Annotated in this window: 15 protein-coding genes and 1 tRNA gene; 12 read left to right on the plus strand and 4 right to left on the minus strand. The window is 76.1% G+C overall.

Features of this window, described 5'->3' with window-relative positions; genetic code table 11:
* Positions 1 to 5 precede the first annotated feature (5 nt).
* From IE245_RS37660 to IE245_RS07675, 10 genes are all read left to right on the plus strand, one after another.
* Positions 6 to 1,337, plus strand: a complete 1,332-nt coding sequence (locus IE245_RS37660; protein ID WP_189945982.1) for an enoyl-CoA hydratase/isomerase family protein — start codon at positions 6 to 8, stop codon at positions 1,335 to 1,337.
* Positions 1,316 to 2,905, plus strand: a complete 1,590-nt coding sequence (locus IE245_RS07635; protein ID WP_189945983.1) for an AMP-binding protein — start codon at positions 1,316 to 1,318, stop codon at positions 2,903 to 2,905. The genes IE245_RS37660 and IE245_RS07635 overlap by 22 nt, the downstream gene beginning before the upstream one ends.
* A complete protein-coding gene (locus IE245_RS07640) occupies positions 2,902 to 5,415 on the plus strand; it encodes a non-ribosomal peptide synthetase (RefSeq protein ID WP_189945984.1) in 2,514 nt (837 codons plus the stop codon). The genes IE245_RS07635 and IE245_RS07640 overlap by 4 nt, the downstream gene beginning before the upstream one ends.
* 227 nt (positions 5,416 to 5,642) lie before the next feature.
* Positions 5,643 to 6,893 (plus strand): ATP-grasp domain-containing protein, encoded by a 1,251-nt coding sequence (locus IE245_RS07645; RefSeq protein ID WP_189945985.1) that lies wholly within the window; start codon positions 5,643 to 5,645, stop codon positions 6,891 to 6,893.
* Positions 6,883 to 7,593: an HAD family hydrolase gene (locus tag IE245_RS07650; protein WP_189945986.1), complete on the plus strand. Its 711-nt coding sequence runs from the start codon at positions 6,883 to 6,885 to the stop codon at positions 7,591 to 7,593. The genes IE245_RS07645 and IE245_RS07650 overlap by 11 nt, the downstream gene beginning before the upstream one ends.
* Entirely contained in the window at positions 7,590 to 8,726 is a 1,137-nt protein-coding gene (locus tag IE245_RS07655) for a hypothetical protein (protein ID WP_189945987.1), read from the plus strand. The genes IE245_RS07650 and IE245_RS07655 overlap by 4 nt, the downstream gene beginning before the upstream one ends.
* Positions 8,723 to 9,838 carry a pyruvate dehydrogenase (acetyl-transferring) E1 component subunit alpha gene (gene pdhA, locus IE245_RS07660; RefSeq protein ID WP_189945988.1) on the plus strand — a complete coding sequence of 372 codons (1,116 nt, stop codon included), beginning with the start codon at positions 8,723 to 8,725 and terminating at the stop codon, positions 9,836 to 9,838. The genes IE245_RS07655 and pdhA overlap by 4 nt, the downstream gene beginning before the upstream one ends.
* The gene (locus IE245_RS07665) at positions 9,835 to 10,863 is read left to right on the plus strand and encodes an alpha-ketoacid dehydrogenase subunit beta (RefSeq protein ID WP_189945989.1); all 1,029 of its coding nucleotides are present in this window, start codon (positions 9,835 to 9,837) and stop codon (positions 10,861 to 10,863) included. Before pdhA ends, IE245_RS07665 begins: the two co-directional genes overlap by 4 nt.
* Positions 10,860 to 12,248: a dihydrolipoamide acetyltransferase family protein gene (locus tag IE245_RS07670; RefSeq protein WP_189945990.1), complete on the plus strand. Its 1,389-nt coding sequence runs from the start codon at positions 10,860 to 10,862 to the stop codon at positions 12,246 to 12,248. Before IE245_RS07665 ends, IE245_RS07670 begins: the two co-directional genes overlap by 4 nt.
* Before the next feature lie 25 nt (positions 12,249 to 12,273).
* Positions 12,274 to 13,263 (plus strand): NAD-dependent epimerase/dehydratase family protein, encoded by a 990-nt coding sequence (locus IE245_RS07675; protein ID WP_189945991.1) that lies wholly within the window; start codon positions 12,274 to 12,276, stop codon positions 13,261 to 13,263.
* 46 nt (positions 13,264 to 13,309) lie between these two features.
* Here IE245_RS07675 and IE245_RS07680 read toward each other — a convergent pair whose 3' ends face one another.
* A complete protein-coding gene (locus tag IE245_RS07680; RefSeq protein WP_189945992.1) occupies positions 13,310 to 14,506 on the minus strand; it encodes an aminotransferase-like domain-containing protein in 1,197 nt (398 codons plus the stop codon).
* 316 nt (positions 14,507 to 14,822) lie between these two features.
* Here IE245_RS07680 and IE245_RS07685 point away from each other — a divergent pair, with 316 nt between their 5' ends.
* On the plus strand, positions 14,823 to 15,068 hold the full coding sequence (locus tag IE245_RS07685) for a hypothetical protein (protein ID WP_189945993.1): 246 nt from the start codon (positions 14,823 to 14,825) through the stop codon (positions 15,066 to 15,068).
* A 138-nt stretch (positions 15,069 to 15,206) separates the two neighbouring features.
* Here the strand turns inward: IE245_RS07685 and IE245_RS07690 are convergent, their stop codons facing one another.
* Complete coding sequence (locus tag IE245_RS07690) at positions 15,207 to 16,112, minus strand: poly-gamma-glutamate hydrolase family protein (protein ID WP_189945994.1); 906 nt, start codon at positions 16,110 to 16,112, stop codon at positions 15,207 to 15,209.
* A gap of 191 nt (positions 16,113 to 16,303) precedes the next feature.
* Between IE245_RS07690 and IE245_RS07695 the strand changes: the two genes are divergently transcribed.
* Positions 16,304 to 16,388, plus strand: a tRNA-Leu gene (locus IE245_RS07695).
* A gap of 86 nt (positions 16,389 to 16,474) precedes the next feature.
* Here the strand turns inward: IE245_RS07695 and IE245_RS07700 are convergent.
* Both IE245_RS07700 and IE245_RS07705 read right to left on the minus strand, forming a co-directional pair.
* Positions 16,475 to 17,281 (minus strand): S1 family serine peptidase, encoded by an 807-nt coding sequence (locus IE245_RS07700; protein WP_189945995.1) that lies wholly within the window; start codon positions 17,279 to 17,281, stop codon positions 16,475 to 16,477.
* Positions 17,282 to 17,343: 62 nt separating this feature from the next.
* Complete coding sequence (locus tag IE245_RS07705) at positions 17,344 to 18,246, minus strand: hypothetical protein (protein WP_189945996.1); 903 nt, start codon at positions 18,244 to 18,246, stop codon at positions 17,344 to 17,346.
* Between the last annotated feature and the right edge of the window lie 6 nt (positions 18,247 to 18,252).

The following is an 18,252-nucleotide window of genomic DNA, read 5'->3' on the forward strand; positions in this document are numbered from 1 at the left end:
GCGACATGGGGAACGAGGGGTACGCGGGGACCGCCCCCGCGCTGGGCAGGGGGTACGACGCCGACGCGGCGGACACCGTCGCCTTCCTGGCGCGCGCGGCGGAGGCGGTCCGCGCCCTGCCGGCGAAGGCCGGGCGGGACGCGGCGCAGCAGGCCGCGGCCGAGCGCGCGCACACGGCGGCCCGCCGGGCCCGCGGGCGCTTCCTCGACCTGCACGCGGAGACGCTCTACGCCGAACTGACCGACGGCCGCGCGGCGTTCCTGCGCCTCGGCGACCTCGCCCAGCAGGCCTCCGAGCTCCTGCCCGGCCTCGTCCCCACCAAGGAGGAGCTGGAGGAGGAGCGGGTGCTGCCGCAGCGGGACAAGGAAGGCCGGGAGATCGACCAGGGCATCCTCTTCTCCCACCTGCTCCGCTCCGCCGGCACGGGCCGCCACCTCGTCGAGGCGATGCGCCGCCCGACGCCGGAGGCGCTCGCCGCCCTGCCCGGCTTCCGCGCCACCGGCAGCGCCGACCTCGGCATCGTCACCGTCCGGCGGCACGGCGACATCGGCGAGGTCACCGTCCACAACACGCGCTTCCTCAACGCCGAGGACGACCTCCTGGTCGCCGCCCTGGAGGTCGCCGTCGACCTGGTCCTGCTCGACGACGGCATCCGCGTCGGCGTGATGCGCGGCGGCGAGATGACCCACCCCCGCTACGCGGGCCGCCGGGTGTTCAGCGCCGGCATCAACCTCACCCGCCTCCACCGGGGCGAGATCTCGCTCCTCGACTTCTTCCTCGCCCGCGAACTCGGCTACATCAACAAGATCTACCGGGGCCTGAGCCGCCCCGACGACGGCGAGTCCTGGCTGCCCGAGCCCGTCGAGAAGCCGTGGATCGGCGCGGTGGACACCTTCGCCATCGGCGGCGGCGCCCAGATCCTGCTCGTCTTCGACCGGGTGATCGCCGCCGACGACGCCTACTTCACCCTGCCCGCCCTCCGCGAGGGCATCATCCCGGGCCTCGCGAACCTGCGGATGCCCCGGGCCGCGGGCGCCCGGCTGGCCCGGCAGGCCGTCTTCGCCGACCGCCGCGTCGACGCCGCCACCCCCGAGGGCCGGCTGCTCTGCGACGAGACCGTCCCCGCCGCCCGCCTCGACCACGCGATCGCCGCCGCGGCCGCCGAGCTCGCCAACCCGGCCGTCGTCGGCAACCGGCGCATCCTCCACGCGCACGAGGAGCCCGAGGACACCTTCCGCGGCTACCTCGCCTCGTACGCCGTCGAGCAGTGCAAACGCCTCTACAGCAGTGACCTCGTCGACAACCTGGAACGCACATGGATAGCGAGGAACCGGTGACCACCTCCCCCGCCCGCACCTTCTACCAGCGGTTCGAGGAGTCGGCGCTGCGCCTCCCGGACCACCCCGCCCTGGAACTCCGCGACGAGGTCCTCACCTACGCCCGGCTGCGGAACCTCGCCCTCACCCTCGCGGCGCGCCTCGTCGAGAAGCACGGCGGCGTCCCCGACCGGGTGGCGCTCGTCGCCTCCCGCACGGTGGCCACGTACGCCGGCTACCTGGCGATCCAGCGGCTCGGCGCCGGCATCGTCCCGCTCCACCCGGACCACCCGGAGCAGCGCAACCTCGACATCGCCCAGCGGGCGGGCGTCGAGGCCGCCGTCGTCGCCCCGAAGAGCGCCGGACTCTTCCACGCCCTGCCCGAGCGGTACCGGCCGACGGTCCTGGAGCTCGACGAGGACGAGCGCGCCGCCGGGGAGCCGGCCACCGCGCGGCTCCCGCCGGTCCCCGCCGACCCGGACCGCGAGGCGTACCTGCTGTTCACCTCCGGGTCGACCGGCCAGCCCAAGGGCGTCCCGATCCTCCAGCGCCACTTCTCGCACCACCTGGACCACACCACCCCGCTGTACGGGATCGGTCCCGGCAGCCGGGTCTCCCAGGTCTTCGGCCTGACCTTCGACGCCCACGCCTTCGACCTCTTCGCGACCTGGGGCGGCGGCGCCACCCTGGTCGTACCGACCCCGGCGGAGCTGTACGCGCCGGTCGACTTCATCGTCGAACGGCGGCTCACCCACTGGTTCTCCGTGCCCTCCGTGGTCCGCGAGGCACAGCGGCTCGGCAACCTGCCCCTGGGCCGGGCCACCACCCTCCGCCACAGCATCTTCGGCGCCGAACCCGTCACCCTCCAGCACGCCCGGCTGTGGCGGCAGGTCGCCCCGCACACCGCCATCCACAACGTGTACGGCCCCACCGAGCTGTCCCTGACGGTCACCGACCACACCCTGACCGGCGACGGCTCCGACTGGCCGGAACTCCCCAACGGCCAGGTACCCATCGGCACCCTGTACCCGCACATGGAGGGCGTCCTCCTCGACGAGGACGGCCGGCCCGCCGACGAGGGCGAGCTGTGCGTCCGCGGCCCGCAGCGCTTCGCGGGCTACCTCGACCCGTACGAGAACACCGGCCGGTTCGTGCGGTACGAGGAAGGCGGTCGGGCCGAGGCCTACGACGGCACCGGGCCCCTCACCGAGCGGCACTGGTACCGCACCGGCGACCGGGTCCGCCGCGAGAACGGCGTCCTCGTCCACCGCGGACGCCTCGACCAGCAGGTCAAACTGCGCGGCCACCGCGTCGAGATCGGCGAGGTCGAGGCCGTCCTGCACCGCCACCCGGACGTCGTCGACGCCGCCGTCGTCCCCGCCCGGCGGGACGGCGAGACCGAGCTGATCGCCGCCTACGCCGGCCGGCGGATCGACCCGGCGGAGCTCGACGCCTGGCTGCGCGAGCAGATCCCGCTGCACATGGTGCCCGCCCGCGTCACCCACCTGGACGGGCTCCCGCTCAACGACAACGGCAAGACGGACCGCAGGGCCCTGGCACGGATCCTCGGTGACAGGGAGGGATCATGACCGAAGCGCTCGCCTTCTGGCGCGGCGAACTGGCCGGCCTCGAACCGCTGGAGCTGCCGGCCGACCCGCCCCGGCCCGCGACGCGGCACGGCGGCACGGCCGACCACGCCTTCACCGTCCCGGCCGGCACGGCCGACGCCCTGCGCAAGACCGCCGCCGAGCAGGGCGGCACCCTCCGGGTGCCGCTGCTCGCCGCTTACCAGATGCTGCTGGGCGTGTGGAGCCGGCGGCGCGACGTCGCCGTGGGCCACCGGGCGCCGGACGGGACCCTCGCGGTCGTCCGCACCGACCTGACCGGCGATCCGCCCTTCGACGCGCTGGTGCGGCGGATCGCGGCGACCCTGGAGCGGGTCCGCCCCCACCGGGACCTGCCCTTCGCGGAGCTCGCCGCCGCCCTCGACCCCCACCCGGACGGCCGTCACCACCCGCTCGTCCAGGCCCTGTTCACGGAGGCGGACGCCCCGGCCCCGGCCGGCACCCGCCCGCCGGACCTGGAGCTGCGCGTCGCCGACGGCGACGGCGCCCTCGCGGCCCGGCTCACGTACCGCACCGACCTCTTCACCGCCGAGGCCGCCGAGCGGCTCGCCGCCTGCTACCTCACCCTGCTCGCCGCCGCGGCCGCCGCGCCCGGCACCCCGATCGGCGGGCTCGACCCGCTCGACCCCGCCGAGCGCCACCGGCTCCTGCACGAATGGGGCGTCCACCCGGCCGCCTTCCCCACCGACCGGGGGCCGGCCGAGCTCATCGCCGAGCACGCGGCCCGCACCCCCGACGCGATCGCCCTGGTGTCCGGCACCGAGCGGCTCACCTACGCCGAGCTCAACGCGCGGGCCAACCGCCTCGCCCACCACCTGCGCGCCCTCGGCGCCGCGCCCGACGTCCCCATCGGAGTATGCCTCGACCGCGGCCCCGCCCTGGTCGTCGCCCTGCTCGCGGTGGTCAAGGCCGGCGGAGCCTACGTACCGCTCGACCCCGAACACCCCGCCGAACGAATGGAGTTCGTGCTCCGCGACACCGGCGCCCCGGTCGTCGTCACCCAGCGGGCGCTGCGCGGCCGCCTCCCCGGCGACGGCCGCACCCTCGTCGTCCTGGACGCCGACACCGACGCCGAGGCCCTCGCCGCCCGCCCGGCGACCGACCCGGAGCCCACGGCCGGACCCGAGGACCTCGCCTACGTCCTGCACACCTCCGGTTCCACCGGCACCCCCAAGGGCGTGGCCGTCACCCGAGGCGCCCTGCTCGACCTCCTCCACGCCATGCGGACCGTCTTCCCGCCGCCGGAGAGCGACACCGTCCTCTTCGCCACCTCGGCCACCTTCGACATCGCCAACGTCGAGATCTTCCTGCCGCTCGTCACCGGCGGCCGGCTGATCGTCGCCGACAAGGACCAGGTCCACACCCCGCACGCGCTCGCCGCACTCGTCGACGAGCACCGGGTCACCCTCGCCCAGGCCACCCCGTCCGCGTGGCGGCCGCTCGTGGACGCCCTCGCCGAACGCCCCGCCGCCGACCGCGACCTGACCGTCTTCACCGCGGGCGAGGCGCTCCCCGCCGACCTGGCGGAACGGATGCTGCGGGTCGGCCGCCGGGTCGTCAACGGCTACGGACCGACCGAGACCACCGTCTACGCCACCGTCGCCGAGATCCGCGACGCGACCGGCCCCGTGCCGATCGGCCGCCCCACGCCCAACACCGAGGTGTACGTCGTCGACGACGCCGACCGGCCCGTGCCCGTCGGCGTCCCCGGCGAACTCCTCGTCGGCGGCAGCGGCGTGGCCCGCGGCTACCTGGGCCGGCCCGACCTGACCGCCGAGCGCTTCGTCCGCCACCCCTTCTCCACCGACCCGGCGGCACGCGTCTACCGCACCGGCGACCTGGTGCGCTGGCTGCCCGACGGGAACCTGGAGTTCCTCGGCAGGCTCGACCACCAGGTGAAGGTGCGCGGCTTCCGCATCGAACCGGGAGAGGTCGAGTCCGTGCTGACCGCGCACGAGGCCGTCGCCTCCTGCGTGGTCGTCGTCCGCGAGGACGTCCCCGGCGAGAAGGCCCTCGTGGCGTACTGCGTCCCCGCCGAAGGACGGACGCCCGGCGTGAGCGCCCTGCGCGACTGGTGCGGACGGACCCTGCCCGGCCACATGGTGCCCGCCGCCTTCGTCTTCCTCGACCGGCTGCCGCTCACCACCAGCGGCAAGACCGACCGCACGGCGCTGCCCGCGCCGGACGGCGGCCGGGCCGGCCTGGAGGCCGCGTTCGTCGCCCCCCGCACCCCGGCGGAGCGGGCCGTCGCCCGCAGCTGGGCCGAGGCGCTGTGGGTCGACGAGGTCGGCGCCCACGACGACTTCTTCGACCTCGGCGGGGACTCGCTCATCGCCACCCGGGTCGCGCTGCGCCTGCAACGGGAGTTCGCCCTGGAGGTCCCGGTCCGGGCCCTCTTCGCCCACCCCACCGTCGAGGCCCTCGCGAAGGCGCTCACCACCGCCCGCAGGAGCGGCGGTCCCGTCGCCGTCTGACCCGACCCGCACGGAACCCGGGGCGCGGACCCCCCGCGCCCCGGCCCCCGCGGGCGGCCCCGGGCGGGCCGCCCGCCCGCCCGAGCCGACCTGCCCGAGCCCCGACCCGCCCGAGCCCCCGCCCGCATCCCCGCGGCGCGGACCGCCCGCGCCGCTTCCGCACTCCTCCCCACGCCGTGGTGCGCCTTCCCCGCGCCGCACCCGGCCCCCGACCCCAGAGGGTGACCATGAGCCACACGCCGGTCCTGCTCGTCGTCTACGACACCGGGAGCCTCGCCCCGACCCGCCTCGCCGAGGCCGCGCGGCAGAACGACTGCCGGCTCGTCTTCGTGACGGCCGACACCGACCACGCCCAGGAGATGATCCCGACCCTGGAGATGGTCGGCTCCGTGGTGAACACCGCGGGCCGCACCGAGTCCGACGTCCTGCGCGAACTGGCGCGGCTCGCTCCGGCCGGCATCCTCACCTTCAGCGAGTTCCGGATCGCCGCCACGGTACGGCTCGCCGAGGCGCTCGGCCTGCCCTACCACCGGCCCGCCGACCTCGCCGCCATCACCCACAAGGACCAGCAGCGACTGCGCTTCGCCGAGGCCGGCGTCGACACCGTCCGCTTCCGCACCGTGACCTCGCCCGACCAGGCCGACGAGGCCGTCGCCGCCGTGGGCCTGCCCGCCATCGTCAAACCCGTCATCGGCGCGTCCAGCCGCAACACCGTCGCCGTCACCACGGAGGAGGAGTGCCGGGCGGCCCTCGCCGCCATGTTCGACCGGTCCGCCGGCGGCCCCACCGAGACCGCCGTGATGCTGGAGGAACTCCTCGTCGGCCGCCCCGAGAAGGACCCCTGGGGCGACTACATCGCCGTCGACTGCGTCGCCCGCGGCGACGACGTCCGCCCCGTCTTCGTCACCAGCAAGTTCGGCCTCGCCGAGCCCTTCCGCGAACGCGGCGGCTACGGCGGGTTCTCCGTGGTCCCCGAGCACGAGGAGCGCCGGATCCGCGAGCTCGCCTGCCGCGCCGTACGCGCCCTGAACGTCCACGGCGTCGCCGACGTCGAGATCAAGCTGACCCCCGCCGGCCCCCGGGTCATCGAGGTCAACGGCCGCCTCGGCGCCTGGGTGGACGACCTGGCCGTGCGCTCCGGCACCTCGGACCCCGCCGGGGTCGCCGTCCGGGCCGCGCTCGGCCTCCCGTACGACACCCCGGACGTGAAGAAGGACGGGCCGATCGCCTTCCACTACCTGATCGTCCCGCCCAAGGGCGCCCGCCGGGTCCGCGCCATCCGCGACGTCGGCGCCCTGCGCCGCCTGCCCCGCGTGCGGCGGGTCTCCGTCCTCGCCGAGCCGGGCGCCGACGTCGACTGGCGGATCGGCGCGCGCGGCAACGTGGCCGCCGTCCTCGGCACCGCCGACAGCCACGAGGAACTGGCCGCGACCGTCGCCGCCATCGAGAACGCCGACTGGATCGACTATGACCACTGACGCCCCGGCCGCCCCCCGCCCCCTCGTGATCTTCGACCTGGACGGCGTCCTCGTCGACACCCAGGACGCCGAGAACGGCGCCCTCGCCCACGTCGGCGAGCTCATGGGCCTCACCCTCGGCCGCGAGGAACGCGACGCCCTCTTCTCCGGCAAGAAGATGCAGGAGTGCCTCGACCTCATGGAGGAGCTGACCGGCACCGCCCCGCCGGCGAACGCCACGGCCCTCGCGCGGGCCCGGTGCGAGGAGCTCATCGGCGACCGGATGGACCCCGTCGACGGCGTCGTCCCCGCCCTGCGCGCCCTGTCCGGGACCGGCCTCACCCTGTGCGTGGCGTCCAACAGCCCCCGGGAGATCATCGAACGCCGGCTCGGCAAGGCCGGCATCCTGCACCCCTTCGGCGGCCGGCTCTTCTCCGCGTACGACGTGTCCGCCTGGAAGCCCGATCCCGGGCTCTTCCTCTGGGCGGCCGCCGAGTGCGGCACCGACCCCGCCGCCTGCCTCGTCGTCGAGGACAGCGCCGTCGGCGTCGACGCCGCCCTCGGCGCCGGCATGCCCGTCCTCCAGTACGCGCCCGACCCGGGGACCGGCCCCCACCGCCCCGGCGCCCGGGTCTTCCCCTCCCTGCACGACCTGCCGGACCTGGTCCGGCACCACTACGCGTCCGCTCCCCACCCCGTACGCCCCGGAGGCAGGTCATGAGCAACGGTCCCCGCAAGGTCATGGTCCTGGGCGCCGGGGACATCGGCCGCCGCGTCTTCCACGAACTGGCGCAGAGCGCCGCCCCCCGCCACGTCCGGCTCGCCGGCCGCGACGAGGAGGTCGTGCTCCGGGCCGCCAACCTCGCCCGCTTCTGCGCCCTGCAGCGCGGCTTCGCCCCCGCCGTCGACCACGCCGTCACCGACGTCACCGACACCGCGCGCACCGCCGGGACCATCGCGGCCTTCGACCCCGACGTCCTCTTCCTGGCCGTCAGCTACCAGTCCTGGTGGGTCATCTCCACCCTCCCCGACGAGAACTTCCGGCGCCTCTACGCGGCGAACTACGGCCCCTGGCTGCCCATGCACCTCGTCCCCGTGATGAAGGCCATGGAGGCCGTCCGCCTCTCCGGCACCCGGGCGGTCATCGCCAACGCCGCCTACCCGGACGCCGTGCACCCCGCGCTCTCCGCGATCGGCCTCTCCCCGGACATCGGCATCGGCAACGTCGCCAACAACGTCCCCGGCATCCAGGCCGCCGCCGCCGACCGGCTCGGCTGCGGCCCCGAGGAGATCGAGGTACGCCTCGTCGCCCACCACTACGTCTCCCACCGGCTGTCCCGGGCCGGCGACAGCGGCCCCGCCGAGATGGGCCTCGCCGTCCTCCGCGACGGCCGCGATGTCACCGCCGAGCTCGACGTCCCCGGCCTGCTGCGCCGCCTCCCCGTCGACTACCGCAGAACCGGCGGCCTCGGCGGCCACGCCATGACCGCGGCCTCCGCCCTCAGCGTCCTCGAACCCCTCGTCGACGGCCGCGACGCCCTCGTCCACGCCCCCGGCCCCGACGGCCTGACCGGCGGCTACCCGGTCGCCCTGGAGGCCGGCACGATCCGGCTGCGGCTCCCCGGCGGCATGACCCCGGAGGAGGCCCACGCCGTCAACGTCTCCGGCCAGGAGGCGGACGGCATCGCCGAGATCCGCCCCGACGGCACCACCGTCTTCGGGGACGCCGCCATGAAGATCCTCACCGAGGAACTCGGCTACGCCTGCGTCGAACTGCCCCTGCACGAGGCCGAGGACCGGGCCCGCGAGCTCGCCGGACGCTTCGCCGCCTACCGGGACCGGACCGCCCGATGACGACCCTCGGCACCCGCCCCCACGACGCCCCCGGCGCCGTCGCCCTCCTTCCCGGCCCGGAGCCCCGCACCCTCCTGGACGCCCCGCACGGCACCGCACCGCTCGACCCCGCGCTGCTGCTCCGGCTCCACCGGTGGCTCGTCCGCGGCCGCCGCTACAACCAGCAGGCCACCGCGCTCACCAAGCAGGGCCGGCTCGCCGTCTACCCCTCCACCACCGGCCAGGAGGCCTGCCAGATCGGCGCCGCCCTCGCCCTGGAGGACCGCGACTGGCTCTTCCCGACGTACCGCGACACCCTCGCCGTCCTGGCCAGGGGAGTCGACCCCGTCGAGGTCCTCACCCTGCTGCGCGGCGACTGGCACAGCGGCTACGACCCGCTCGCGCACCGCACCGCCCCCCTGTGCACCCCGCTCGCCACCCAACTGCCGCACGCCGTCGGCCTCGCCCGCGCGGCCCGTCTCAAGGGCGACGACGTGGTCACGCTCGCCATGGTCGGCGACGGTGCCACCAGCGAGGGCGACTTCCACGAGGCGCTGAACTTCGCCGCCGTGTGGAAGGCGCCGGTGGTCTTCCTCGTGCAGAACAACGGGTACGCGATCTCCGTGCCCCTCGCCAAGCAGACCGCCGCCCCCTCGCTCGCCCACAAGGCCGTCGGCTACGGCATGCCGGGCCTCCTCGTCGACGGGAACGACGTGGCCGCCGTCCACCAGACCGTCCGGGAGGCCGCCGACCGGGCCCGCGCCGGACACGGCCCCACCCTCGTGGAGGCCCTCACCTACCGGATCGACGCCCACACCAACGCCGACGACGCCACCCGCTACCGGGACGACGGCGAGGTGGCCGCCTGGCGGCGGCGCGACCCGCTCGCCCGGATGGAACGGCACCTGCGGGAACGCGGCCTGCTCGACGACGCGGAGGCCGAGCGGGCCGCCGCGGAGGCCGAGGCCATGGCCGCCGCCCTCCGCGCCGCCCTCGCCGTCGACCCGCGGCCCGACCCGACGGACCTCTTCGACCACGTCTACCGGCGGCCCACCGCCCAACTCCGCGCACAACGCGCCCTCCTGGAGCGGGAAAGCGCCGCCGGGCCGGACACGGGGGAGACGAACCGATGAGCCCGGCGAGCACCGCCACCACCGGGGCGCGGGAGACGACCCTCGCCAAGGCCCTCAACCTGGCCCTCCACGACGCCCTGGCCGCCGACGACCGGGTCCACCTCCTGGGCGAGGACATCGGCACCCTCGGCGGCGTCTTCCGCGTCACCGACGGCCTCGCCGCCGCCTTCGGCGACGACCGCGTCACCGACACCCCGCTCGCCGAGGCCGGCATCCTCGGCACCGCCGTCGGCATGGCCATGTACGGCCTCCGCCCCGTGGTCGAGATGCAGTTCGACGCCTTCGCCTACCCCGCCTTCGAGCAACTCGCCGGCCACGTCGCCAAGATGCGCAACCGCACCCGCGGCGCCCTGCCCATGCCGCTCACGGTCCGCGTCCCGTACGGTGGCGGCATCGGCGGCGTCGAGCACCACAGCGACGCCTCCGAGGCCTACTACGCCCACACCCCCGGCCTCCACGTCGTCACCCCCGCGACCCCCGCCGACGCATACGGCCTGCTGCGCGCCGCGATCGCCTCCGACGACCCCGTCGTGTTCCTCGAACCCAAGCGCCTCTACTGGGCCAAGGACCTCCTGGACCCGGCCCGGCCCGTCCCCCCGATCGGCACGGCCGCCGTCCGCCGGCCCGGCACCTCCGCCACCCTCGTCACCTACGGCCCGTCCGTGCCCGTCTGCCTGGCCGCCGCCGAGGCCGCCCGCGCCGAGGGCTGGGACCTCGAAGTGGTCGACCTGCGGTCCCTCGTGCCCTTCGACGACGAGACGGTCTGCGCCTCCGTCCGCCGCACGGGCCGCGCCGTCGTCGTCCACGAGGCGCAGGGCTTCGCCGGCTTCGGCGCCGAGGTCGCGGCGCGCGTCACCGAGCGCTGCTTCCACCACCTCCACGCCCCGGTGCTGCGGGTCACCGGACTCGACATCCCTTATCCGCCGCCCCTGCTGGAGCAGCACCACCTCCCGGACCCCGACCGGATCCTGGACGCCGTGGCCCGCCTCCAGTGGGACACCGACCCGGCCGGGGAGGCCCTGTGAACACGCCCGGAACCGTCCTGGACTTCGCCCTCCCGGACCTCGGCGAGGGCCTCACGGAGGCGGAGGTCGTCCGCTGGTTCGTCGCCGTCGGCGACGAAGTCGGCGTCGACCAGCCGGTGGTCGAGGTCGAGACCGCCAAGGCGGTCGTCGAGGTGCCCTGCCCGTACGCCGGCGTCGTCACCCGCCTGTGCGGCGAGCCGGGCACCACCCTCCGGGTCGGCACCCCGCTGCTGTCCGTCGCCGCCACCGGCGCTCCCCCCGAAGCGACTCCGGCTGGCGCCGCTCCCGCCACCGGCACGTCCGCCGACGCGGCCCCGGCCACCACCGCTCCCGCCGACCCGGCTCCGGCCGGGGCCGAGACCGCCGACCCGGCTCCCGCTCCCGCTCCGGTCACGGCCGCGGGCGGAGCGGCGGACCCGGGGGACGACGGCTCCGGCCACGTCCTCGTCGGCTACGGCACCCCTCCGTCGCCCCGCCGGCGCGGAAGGACGGCCGGCGACGACCGGCGGCCGGAACAGGTCCGCGTGGTCTCCCCGGTCGTCCGCCGCCTGGCCCGCGAACGCGCCGTCGACCTGCGCACGCTGCGCGGCACCGGCCCGGACGGCCTCATCCTGCGCGCGGACGTCGAACGCGCCGCCCCCGCCCCCGCCGACGAGCCGGAAGCCGTCCGGATCCCGCTGCGCGGCCTGCGCGGGACGGTCGCCGACACCCTGACCCGCGCCCACCGGGAGATCCCCGCCGCCACCGCCTGGGTCGACGTCGACGCCACCCGGCTCCTGGAGGCCCGCCGCAGGCTCGCCGCCACGGCCACCGGGGGAGCGGCGGCCGCGGAAGGCCCCGGGGCGTCCCCCCGCGTCTCCCTCTTCGGGCTGCTCGCCCGCGTCTGCACCGCCACCCTGGCGGAGTTCCCCGCGCTCAACTCCCGCGTGGACACCGAGCGGCGGGAGATCGTCCGGCTCTCCGCCGTGCACCTCGGCTTCGCCGCCCACACCGACCGCGGGCTCGTGGTCCCCGTGATCCGCGACGCCCACCGCCGCACCCTGCCGGAGCTCGCCGCCGAGACCGAGCGGCTCACCACCGCGGCCCGGGAGGGCCGGCTCACCCCCGCCGAGCTCTCCGGCTCCACCTTCACCCTCAACAACTTCGGGGCCCTCGGTGTGGACGGCTCCACCCCGCTGCTCCACCACCCCCAGGCCGGCATGCTCGGCATCGGCCGGATCGTCCCCCGGGTCTGGGCCGTCGACGGACGGCCCGAGATCCGCGACATAGGGCAGTTCTCCGTCACCTTCGACCACCGGGTCTGCGACGGCGGCACGGCCGCCGGCTTCCTGCGGCGCGTCGCCGACCTCGTCGAGGAACCCCTGTCCCTGCTCCGCCTGCTGTGAACCGAACGAAGGAGAACGACCACCGATGAGGCTGCTTCTGCTCGGCGGAACCGACTTCGCGGGCCGCGCCCTCGCCGAGACCGCGCGGGACCGCGGCTGGGACGTGACCGTCTTCCACCGCGGCGAGACCCCCCCGCCGCCCGGCGTGCGCGCCCTCCACGGCGACCGCACCGAGCCCGGCGGCCTGGCCGCCCTCGCCACCGGCACCTGGGACGCCGCCGTCGACACCTGGTCGGGCGCCCCGCGCGTGGTCCGCGACGCCGCCCGGCTGCTCGCGGGCCGGGTCGGCCGCTCCGTCTTCGTCTCCAGCCGCTCCGTGTACGCCTGGCCCGCCGCGCCCGGTCTCGCCGAGGACGGGCCGCTCGCCGACGGCGACCCGGACGCCGGGGCCACCGACTTCGCCGCCGACAAACGCGGCGGCGAACTGGCCGTGCTCCGGGAGTACGGCGAGGACCGCACCCTCCTCGCCCGGCCCGGCCTGATCCTCGGCCCGCGGGAGAACTCCGGCCGCCTCCCCTGGTGGCTGCGCCGCGTCGCCCGCGGCGGCCGGGTCCTCGCCCCGGGGCCGTACGACACCCCGCTCCAGTACGTCGACGCGCGCGACCTGGCCGCGTGGATCGCCGACGCCCTCACGGCGGGCCTGCACGGCGCGTACAACACCGTCGGCCCGGCGGGCGGCGCCACGATGGGCGAACTCCTCGACACCTGCCTCCGCGTCACCGGATCGGACGCCGAACTCCGCTGGACCGACCCGGCCGTCCTCGACGCCGCCGGCGTCTCCGGCTGGACGGACCTGCCCCTCTGGGCCCCGCCCGGCAGCGAGCTGCACGGCGCCGTCCACGGCGGCGACGCCACCAAGGCCCTCGCGACCGGCCTGCGCCGCCGCCCCCTCCTCGACACGGTCGCCGACACCTGGGCCCACCTCGCCTCCCTCCCCCCGGACGCCGAACCGCCGCTCGCCGAGGGCCTCGCCCCCGAGCTGGAGGCCAAGGCCCTCGCCCTGCGCGACGCCTGAGCCCGGACCGGCCCCCGCCGGCAGCCGAGGACCGGGCGGACACCGCCTAGGCGAGCAGCTCGCGCACCGCCTCGCCCAGGCGCCGCGCCCCCTCGCCGATCTCCTCCGGCGGATGCGTCACGAACGACAGCCGCAGCGCCGCCGGATCGGGTTCGCCCGCGTAGAACGGCGCGCCCGGCACGTACGCCACGTCGTGCTTCACCGCGCACCGCAGCAGCTCCATCGCGTCGAGCCCGTCCGGGAGGCGGACCCAGACGAACATGCCGCCCTCCGGCCGGTTCCAGACGCTGCCGGCGGGCAGCGCGTCGGGCAGGCCCGCGAGGAGGGCGTCCCGCCGCTCCCGGTAGGCGCGCCGGATCACCTCCACATGGGCGTCGAGGTCGCGGTCCCGCAGGTACCGGGCCGCCGCGGCCTGGTCGACGGTCGAGGAGTGCAGGTCGGTCGACTGCTTGACGACCACGCAGATCCGGCGCAGGGCGGCGGGCGCCCGGAGGAAGCCGAGCCGCAGACCGGGCGCCATGATCTTGGAGTACGAGCCGAGCAGCACGGTCCGGTCCGCCGCGGGCGGCTCCGAGGAGATCCACGGCACCGGCTCGCCGTCGTACCGCAGCTCCCCGTACGGGTCGTCCTCGACGATCCAGAAGCCGTGCCGCCCGGCTGCCTCCGCGACGGCCCGCCGCCGCCCCGGGGGCAGGGTGCGACCCGTGGGGTTCTGGAACGTCGGCACCAGGTACAGCAGCTTCGGCCGCTCGCGGCGGACGATCTCCTCCAGCGCCACCGGGTCGAGCCCGTCGTCGTCGGTGGGCACCGGCACGACCCGCGCGCCCGCGAACGCGAAGGTCTGCAGGGCGGCGAGATAGCCGGGGTCCTCGACCAGGACCACGTCCCCCGGCTCCAGCAGGGCGGTGGATATCAGGGTGAGCGCCTGCTGCGACCCCGTGGTGATCAGCAGCTCGCCGGGATCCGTCGGCAGCCCCCGCCCGGTCAGCCGCCGGGCGGTCGCCTCGCGCAGCGCGGGGTCGCCCTCGGTGAGCGAGTACTGGAGCGCCTGCTGCGGCGCCTCGGCGAGCACGTCCGCGAAGGCCTGCCGCAGGCCCTCGCCGTCGAAGAGTTCGGGAGCCGGCAGACCGCCCGCGAACGAGATCACCTCGGGGCGCGCGGTGAGCGCCAGGATGTCGCGGACGGGGGACGAGTCGACCGAGCTCGCCCGGGCGGCGGTCGGAGGCAGTTCGGCACGGTTCATGTCCCGAACTGTACGAAACCCGCGATCGCCCCCGCAGTCGAACGGACCCTCGGCGGAGGCGAGTTGCGGCGGCGGGACGGTGCCGCGGCCACCGGGGGCGGAGCCGGCGGAACGGCACGTCCCCGGTGCCGCCCCGCACCGCCTCCGGCGGCGGGTCCGGCGCCACGGCGACGGCCCGGACCGGCCGTGGCCGTGTCGGCACGCATATTCGCATACGGGGCGAAAGGGTGGGTACCGGCCAACCGTGGGCCCGGTACACCGGCCCAGGGCGGGGGCCGCCCCGGCGGCCCCGAGACGGAACGACCGAGGAGGCACCATGGCGGACGGAACGGCCGGCGGCACCGAGACCGGCGGGATCACCGGCACCAAGGACAAGGACTACAACCTCATCTGGTACGTCGAGAGCTGCCTGGCCAACGCCCTGCGGCTGGAGACGTACATCCAGGACGCGGAACGCGAGAACGACGACGAGGTCGCCGAACTCTTCCGCAAGGCCCAGGCCGACAGCCGCAAGGGCGCCGAACTCGGCAAGCGGCTCCTGAGCGCCCGCATGGGAGGCTGACGCCCCCGGTGGACCTCCTGCTGCGCCGCATCGCCGGCGAGGACGTCCGCTCCGAGCTCCTGGCTCCGCGCCTCGTGGCACGCGAGTCCACCGGGCGCCCCGTGGGCGCGCCCCTGCTGCAGGGCCCCGGTGGGCGGCTCAGAGCGCGTCGAGGCCGCGCTCGTGGCGGTCCACGGCCTCGCGGACGGCGTCGATGAAGCCGTTCCAGAAGCGGGCCTCGTGGGCGGAGCCCACGCCGGCGGTCGTCCGGCGGCCGGAGGCGCCGGAGAAGTCGCCGAACATCGCCCTGCGCAGTTCGGTGGAGAGCTCCAGCTGCGCACCGGCGCCGGTGCGGGTGCGGTTGACGATGTTGTCCGGGTCGTCGCCGTTCAGGGGGCTGTCGACGCCCGCGACGGTGACCGTCACGTCGAGCGCCGGGTCGGAGTGTCCGGTGGTGAGCCCGTGGCCGGCGAAGGCCGCGGCGAGGTTGCGCATCAGACGGGCGTCCCGGCCGCCGATGAGTATCTGCTTCGCCGGCGTGCCGGCGTCCGGCGTGAAGCCGTGCAGGGAGACGGCGTACAGGTTGGCGCCGCAGACGGCCAGGGCGGCGGGGTCGTCGCAGTGGGTCGAGGTGACGTGGAGGGAGCCGGAGGACGCCAGGCCCTCGAACATCCAGTAGTCGCGCTGCGGCACGGAGGCGTCCGCCGCCGGGTCGGTCCCGGCGCCGACGCGCGCGTACCCGGCCAGGGTGAGGCAGAGCTCGCTGGTGCCCGCCTCGATGCCGCCGCCGTGCGGCGCGAGGACGGCCGTGCTGCGCACGGCGCCGCTGCTCGCGCTCGTGTTGTCGAGGAGGAGGCCCTGGGGGTGGGTGCGGAAGCGCCGCATCCAGTGGACGCCCTCCTGGTACTCGGTGCTGCTGTACAGCGCCGTGTTCGTCGGGAAGCGGTCCGCGGCGGTCGCCGCGACGGCGGTGCCGCCGTTCCCGGCGAGGTCGCCGAGCAGCGGGAGGGTGGCCGCCGCCGCGGCGACGGAGGTCAGGAGGGTACGCCTGCTGGTGAGGTTCATGCGCCGATCATCCCAGCGGCCCCGACCCGCACCGGCGGGGTCGGCGCCGTCCGGACGGTGCACCCCGCCGGCCGTCCTCCCGATCGCCCCGCCCCCGCCCTGACCACCGGAAACGTGGGTGAGAAGCACCTCGAACACCTGGTAGATTGATGTTCGTCGCCGCGAGGGAAACCAGCGGGGACCAACACCTTGTCCGGGTGGCGGAATGGCAGACGCGCTAGCTTGAGGTGCTAGTGCCCTTTATCGGGCGTGGGGGTTCAAGTCCCCCCTCGGACACGATCGACGACGAGCCGTGCGGGCCGGTGCGAACCGGACCGCGCGGCTCGTTCTCGTGTGCCGGGAGAAGACCGCCGGGGCGGTGCTCAGGGGGCCGGCGGGCGGACGCCCGTCGTCCGGGCGATCCACGCCAGGTGGGAGGTGATCCTGGTGTTCACCGCCGGGGTGTCCGTGGCGCAGCCGCGGCCGTAGGAGACCAGGGCCGCCAGGACGCGGCGGCCCGTCCCGGTGCGGTGGGCGAGGGGCCCGCCGGAGTCGTAGACGCAGGTGTCGCGGCCGGGGGTCCAGGTGCAGAGCTGGGCCGGGGTGAGCGGGCCGGCGCCCCTGCGGGCGCATTCGGCGTGGGGGACGGTGTCCAGGGTGACCGTGCGCAGGACGGGGGAGGGGCCCTCGCCGAAGGCGGTCGCGCCCCAGCCGACGGCTTCCAGACGGGTGTGGTCGAACGATTCTGCAGGTGCGGGGAGGGCGATCGGGCGCACGCCGGCGTCCGCGCGGACCGGGGCCGACAGCGTGATCACGGCCAGGTCGTCGTGCTGGGTCCGGCGGTCGTAGCCGGGATGGACGGTGAAGCGGACCGGCCGGGCCACGCGCGCGTGCCGGGACTCCGCCGCCGTGCGCAGGTCGTGGTCGCCGAGGAGCACCGCGACCCGGCCGGTGTCCGCGTACGCGCCGGTCAGGCAGTGCGCGGCCGTCAGCACGTGCCGGGAGCCGATCAGCGCGCCGCCGCAGAACTGCCGGTGCCGCTCGACGTCGACGAGGGCCGCCACGTACGGGTACGCCCCCGGGGCCGCCTCCTGCCCGCCCACGACGGCCGCCGCCTCGCGCGGCGCGGCCGACACCGCCGCCAGGGCCGCCCCCGCGAGCACCGCCGCCACCGTCCTCACCCGTCCCACTGTGCCCTCCCTGGCCGTCGACCCCGCGTGTCCCTGACGTCAACGAGCCGGCGACGGGCAGGTCACCGCTCCGCGTCGGGCCGCCAGCCGGGGACGTACGCCGCGGCCGCCGCCTCCCAGCCCGCGACACCGCCCGGGAAGGGCCAGGCGCGGGTCAGGGCCGGGACGTCGGCGGCCGCGGCCAGCTCGCGCGCGAGGCGGCGGGCCTCGCCCGACGCCCGGACCGCCCGCAGGGGGCCGTCCTCCAGCGCCGCCATCCGCTCCTCGTACGCCACCACCGGACGCTCCGACAGCAGCGCCGTCCACGCGGGGTCGGCCGCCCGGGACAGGATCAGCACCTCCGGCCGGCCGCCCTCCGCGAGCGCCGCCGTCAGCCGGTCGTGGCCGTCCAGGACGACGGGGACGTTCAGGCCGCTGATCCACCAGGCGAAGACCGGCGGCAGCGCGCCCTCCCGGTACAGCCGGCGGTACGCCTTCACCCGGGGCGCCTCCACGGCGGAAAGGTCCCGCAGCGGCAGCAGGTCGCGGGCGTCGCCGTCCGGGTCGCCGTACCCGAACCAGGTGAGGTGCCCCCGGTCCGTGTCGTGCGTCAGCAGGCGCGGCCAGTGGCTCTCGACGAACCAGTCCGTGGCGTCCGGGGCCAGCCGCCACGCGCCCTCGTGCAGCGGCCCGGCCGCCGCCCCCCGCAGCTCCGCCTCCGCGTGCGCCGCCCACCGCCCGGTCCACGCCCGCCCGCCGGGCTCCGCGAACTCCGCGTGGGCGCGCGCCCGTCCGGCCCGCAGCGGCGCCAGCGGCGACACGTACCGGCCCGTCCGCGCGTAGTGCAGGCCCCGGTGCGTCACCCGCTGCCGGGCGAAGAGCACCGGCACCGCCCCCCGCCCGCCCGACTCCTGCACGAGCACGAGGCGCCGCCCGTCGGCACACTCCATCCGCAGCCCGGCCCGCGCCGGTGATCCCACACGCATGCGAGG

The organism is Streptomyces roseolus, from assembly GCF_014649855.1.
GTDB lineage: Bacteria > Actinomycetota > Actinomycetes > Streptomycetales > Streptomycetaceae > Streptomyces > Streptomyces roseolus.

What these genes read in the sequence shown, in the direction of transcription:
- IE245_RS07675 (WP_189945991.1), top strand. Translation starts at nt 12,274, where the DNA reads ATGAGGCTGCTTCTGCTCGGCGGAACCGACTTCGCGGGCCGCGCCCTC.
- pdhA (WP_189945988.1), top strand. Translation starts at nt 8,723, where the DNA reads ATGACGACCCTCGGCACCCGCCCCCACGACGCCCCCGGCGCCGTCGCC.
- IE245_RS07680 (WP_189945992.1), bottom strand. Translation starts at nt 14,506, where the DNA reads ATGAACCGTGCCGAACTGCCTCCGACCGCCGCCCGGGCGAGCTCGGTC.
- IE245_RS07655 (WP_189945987.1), top strand. Translation starts at nt 7,590, where the DNA reads ATGAGCAACGGTCCCCGCAAGGTCATGGTCCTGGGCGCCGGGGACATC.
- IE245_RS07640 (WP_189945984.1), top strand. Translation starts at nt 2,902, where the DNA reads ATGACCGAAGCGCTCGCCTTCTGGCGCGGCGAACTGGCCGGCCTCGAA.
- IE245_RS07690 (WP_189945994.1), bottom strand. Translation starts at nt 16,112, where the DNA reads ATGAACCTCACCAGCAGGCGTACCCTCCTGACCTCCGTCGCCGCGGCG.
- IE245_RS37660 (WP_189945982.1), top strand. Translation starts at nt 6, where the DNA reads ATGGGGAACGAGGGGTACGCGGGGACCGCCCCCGCGCTGGGCAGGGGG.
- IE245_RS07705 (WP_189945996.1), bottom strand. Translation starts at nt 18,246, where the DNA reads ATGCGTGTGGGATCACCGGCGCGGGCCGGGCTGCGGATGGAGTGTGCC.
- IE245_RS07645 (WP_189945985.1), top strand. Translation starts at nt 5,643, where the DNA reads ATGAGCCACACGCCGGTCCTGCTCGTCGTCTACGACACCGGGAGCCTC.
- IE245_RS07650 (WP_189945986.1), top strand. Translation starts at nt 6,883, where the DNA reads ATGACCACTGACGCCCCGGCCGCCCCCCGCCCCCTCGTGATCTTCGAC.
- IE245_RS07665 (WP_189945989.1), top strand. Translation starts at nt 9,835, where the DNA reads ATGAGCCCGGCGAGCACCGCCACCACCGGGGCGCGGGAGACGACCCTC.
- IE245_RS07635 (WP_189945983.1), top strand. Translation starts at nt 1,316, where the DNA reads ATGGATAGCGAGGAACCGGTGACCACCTCCCCCGCCCGCACCTTCTAC.
- IE245_RS07685 (WP_189945993.1), top strand. Translation starts at nt 14,823, where the DNA reads ATGGCGGACGGAACGGCCGGCGGCACCGAGACCGGCGGGATCACCGGC.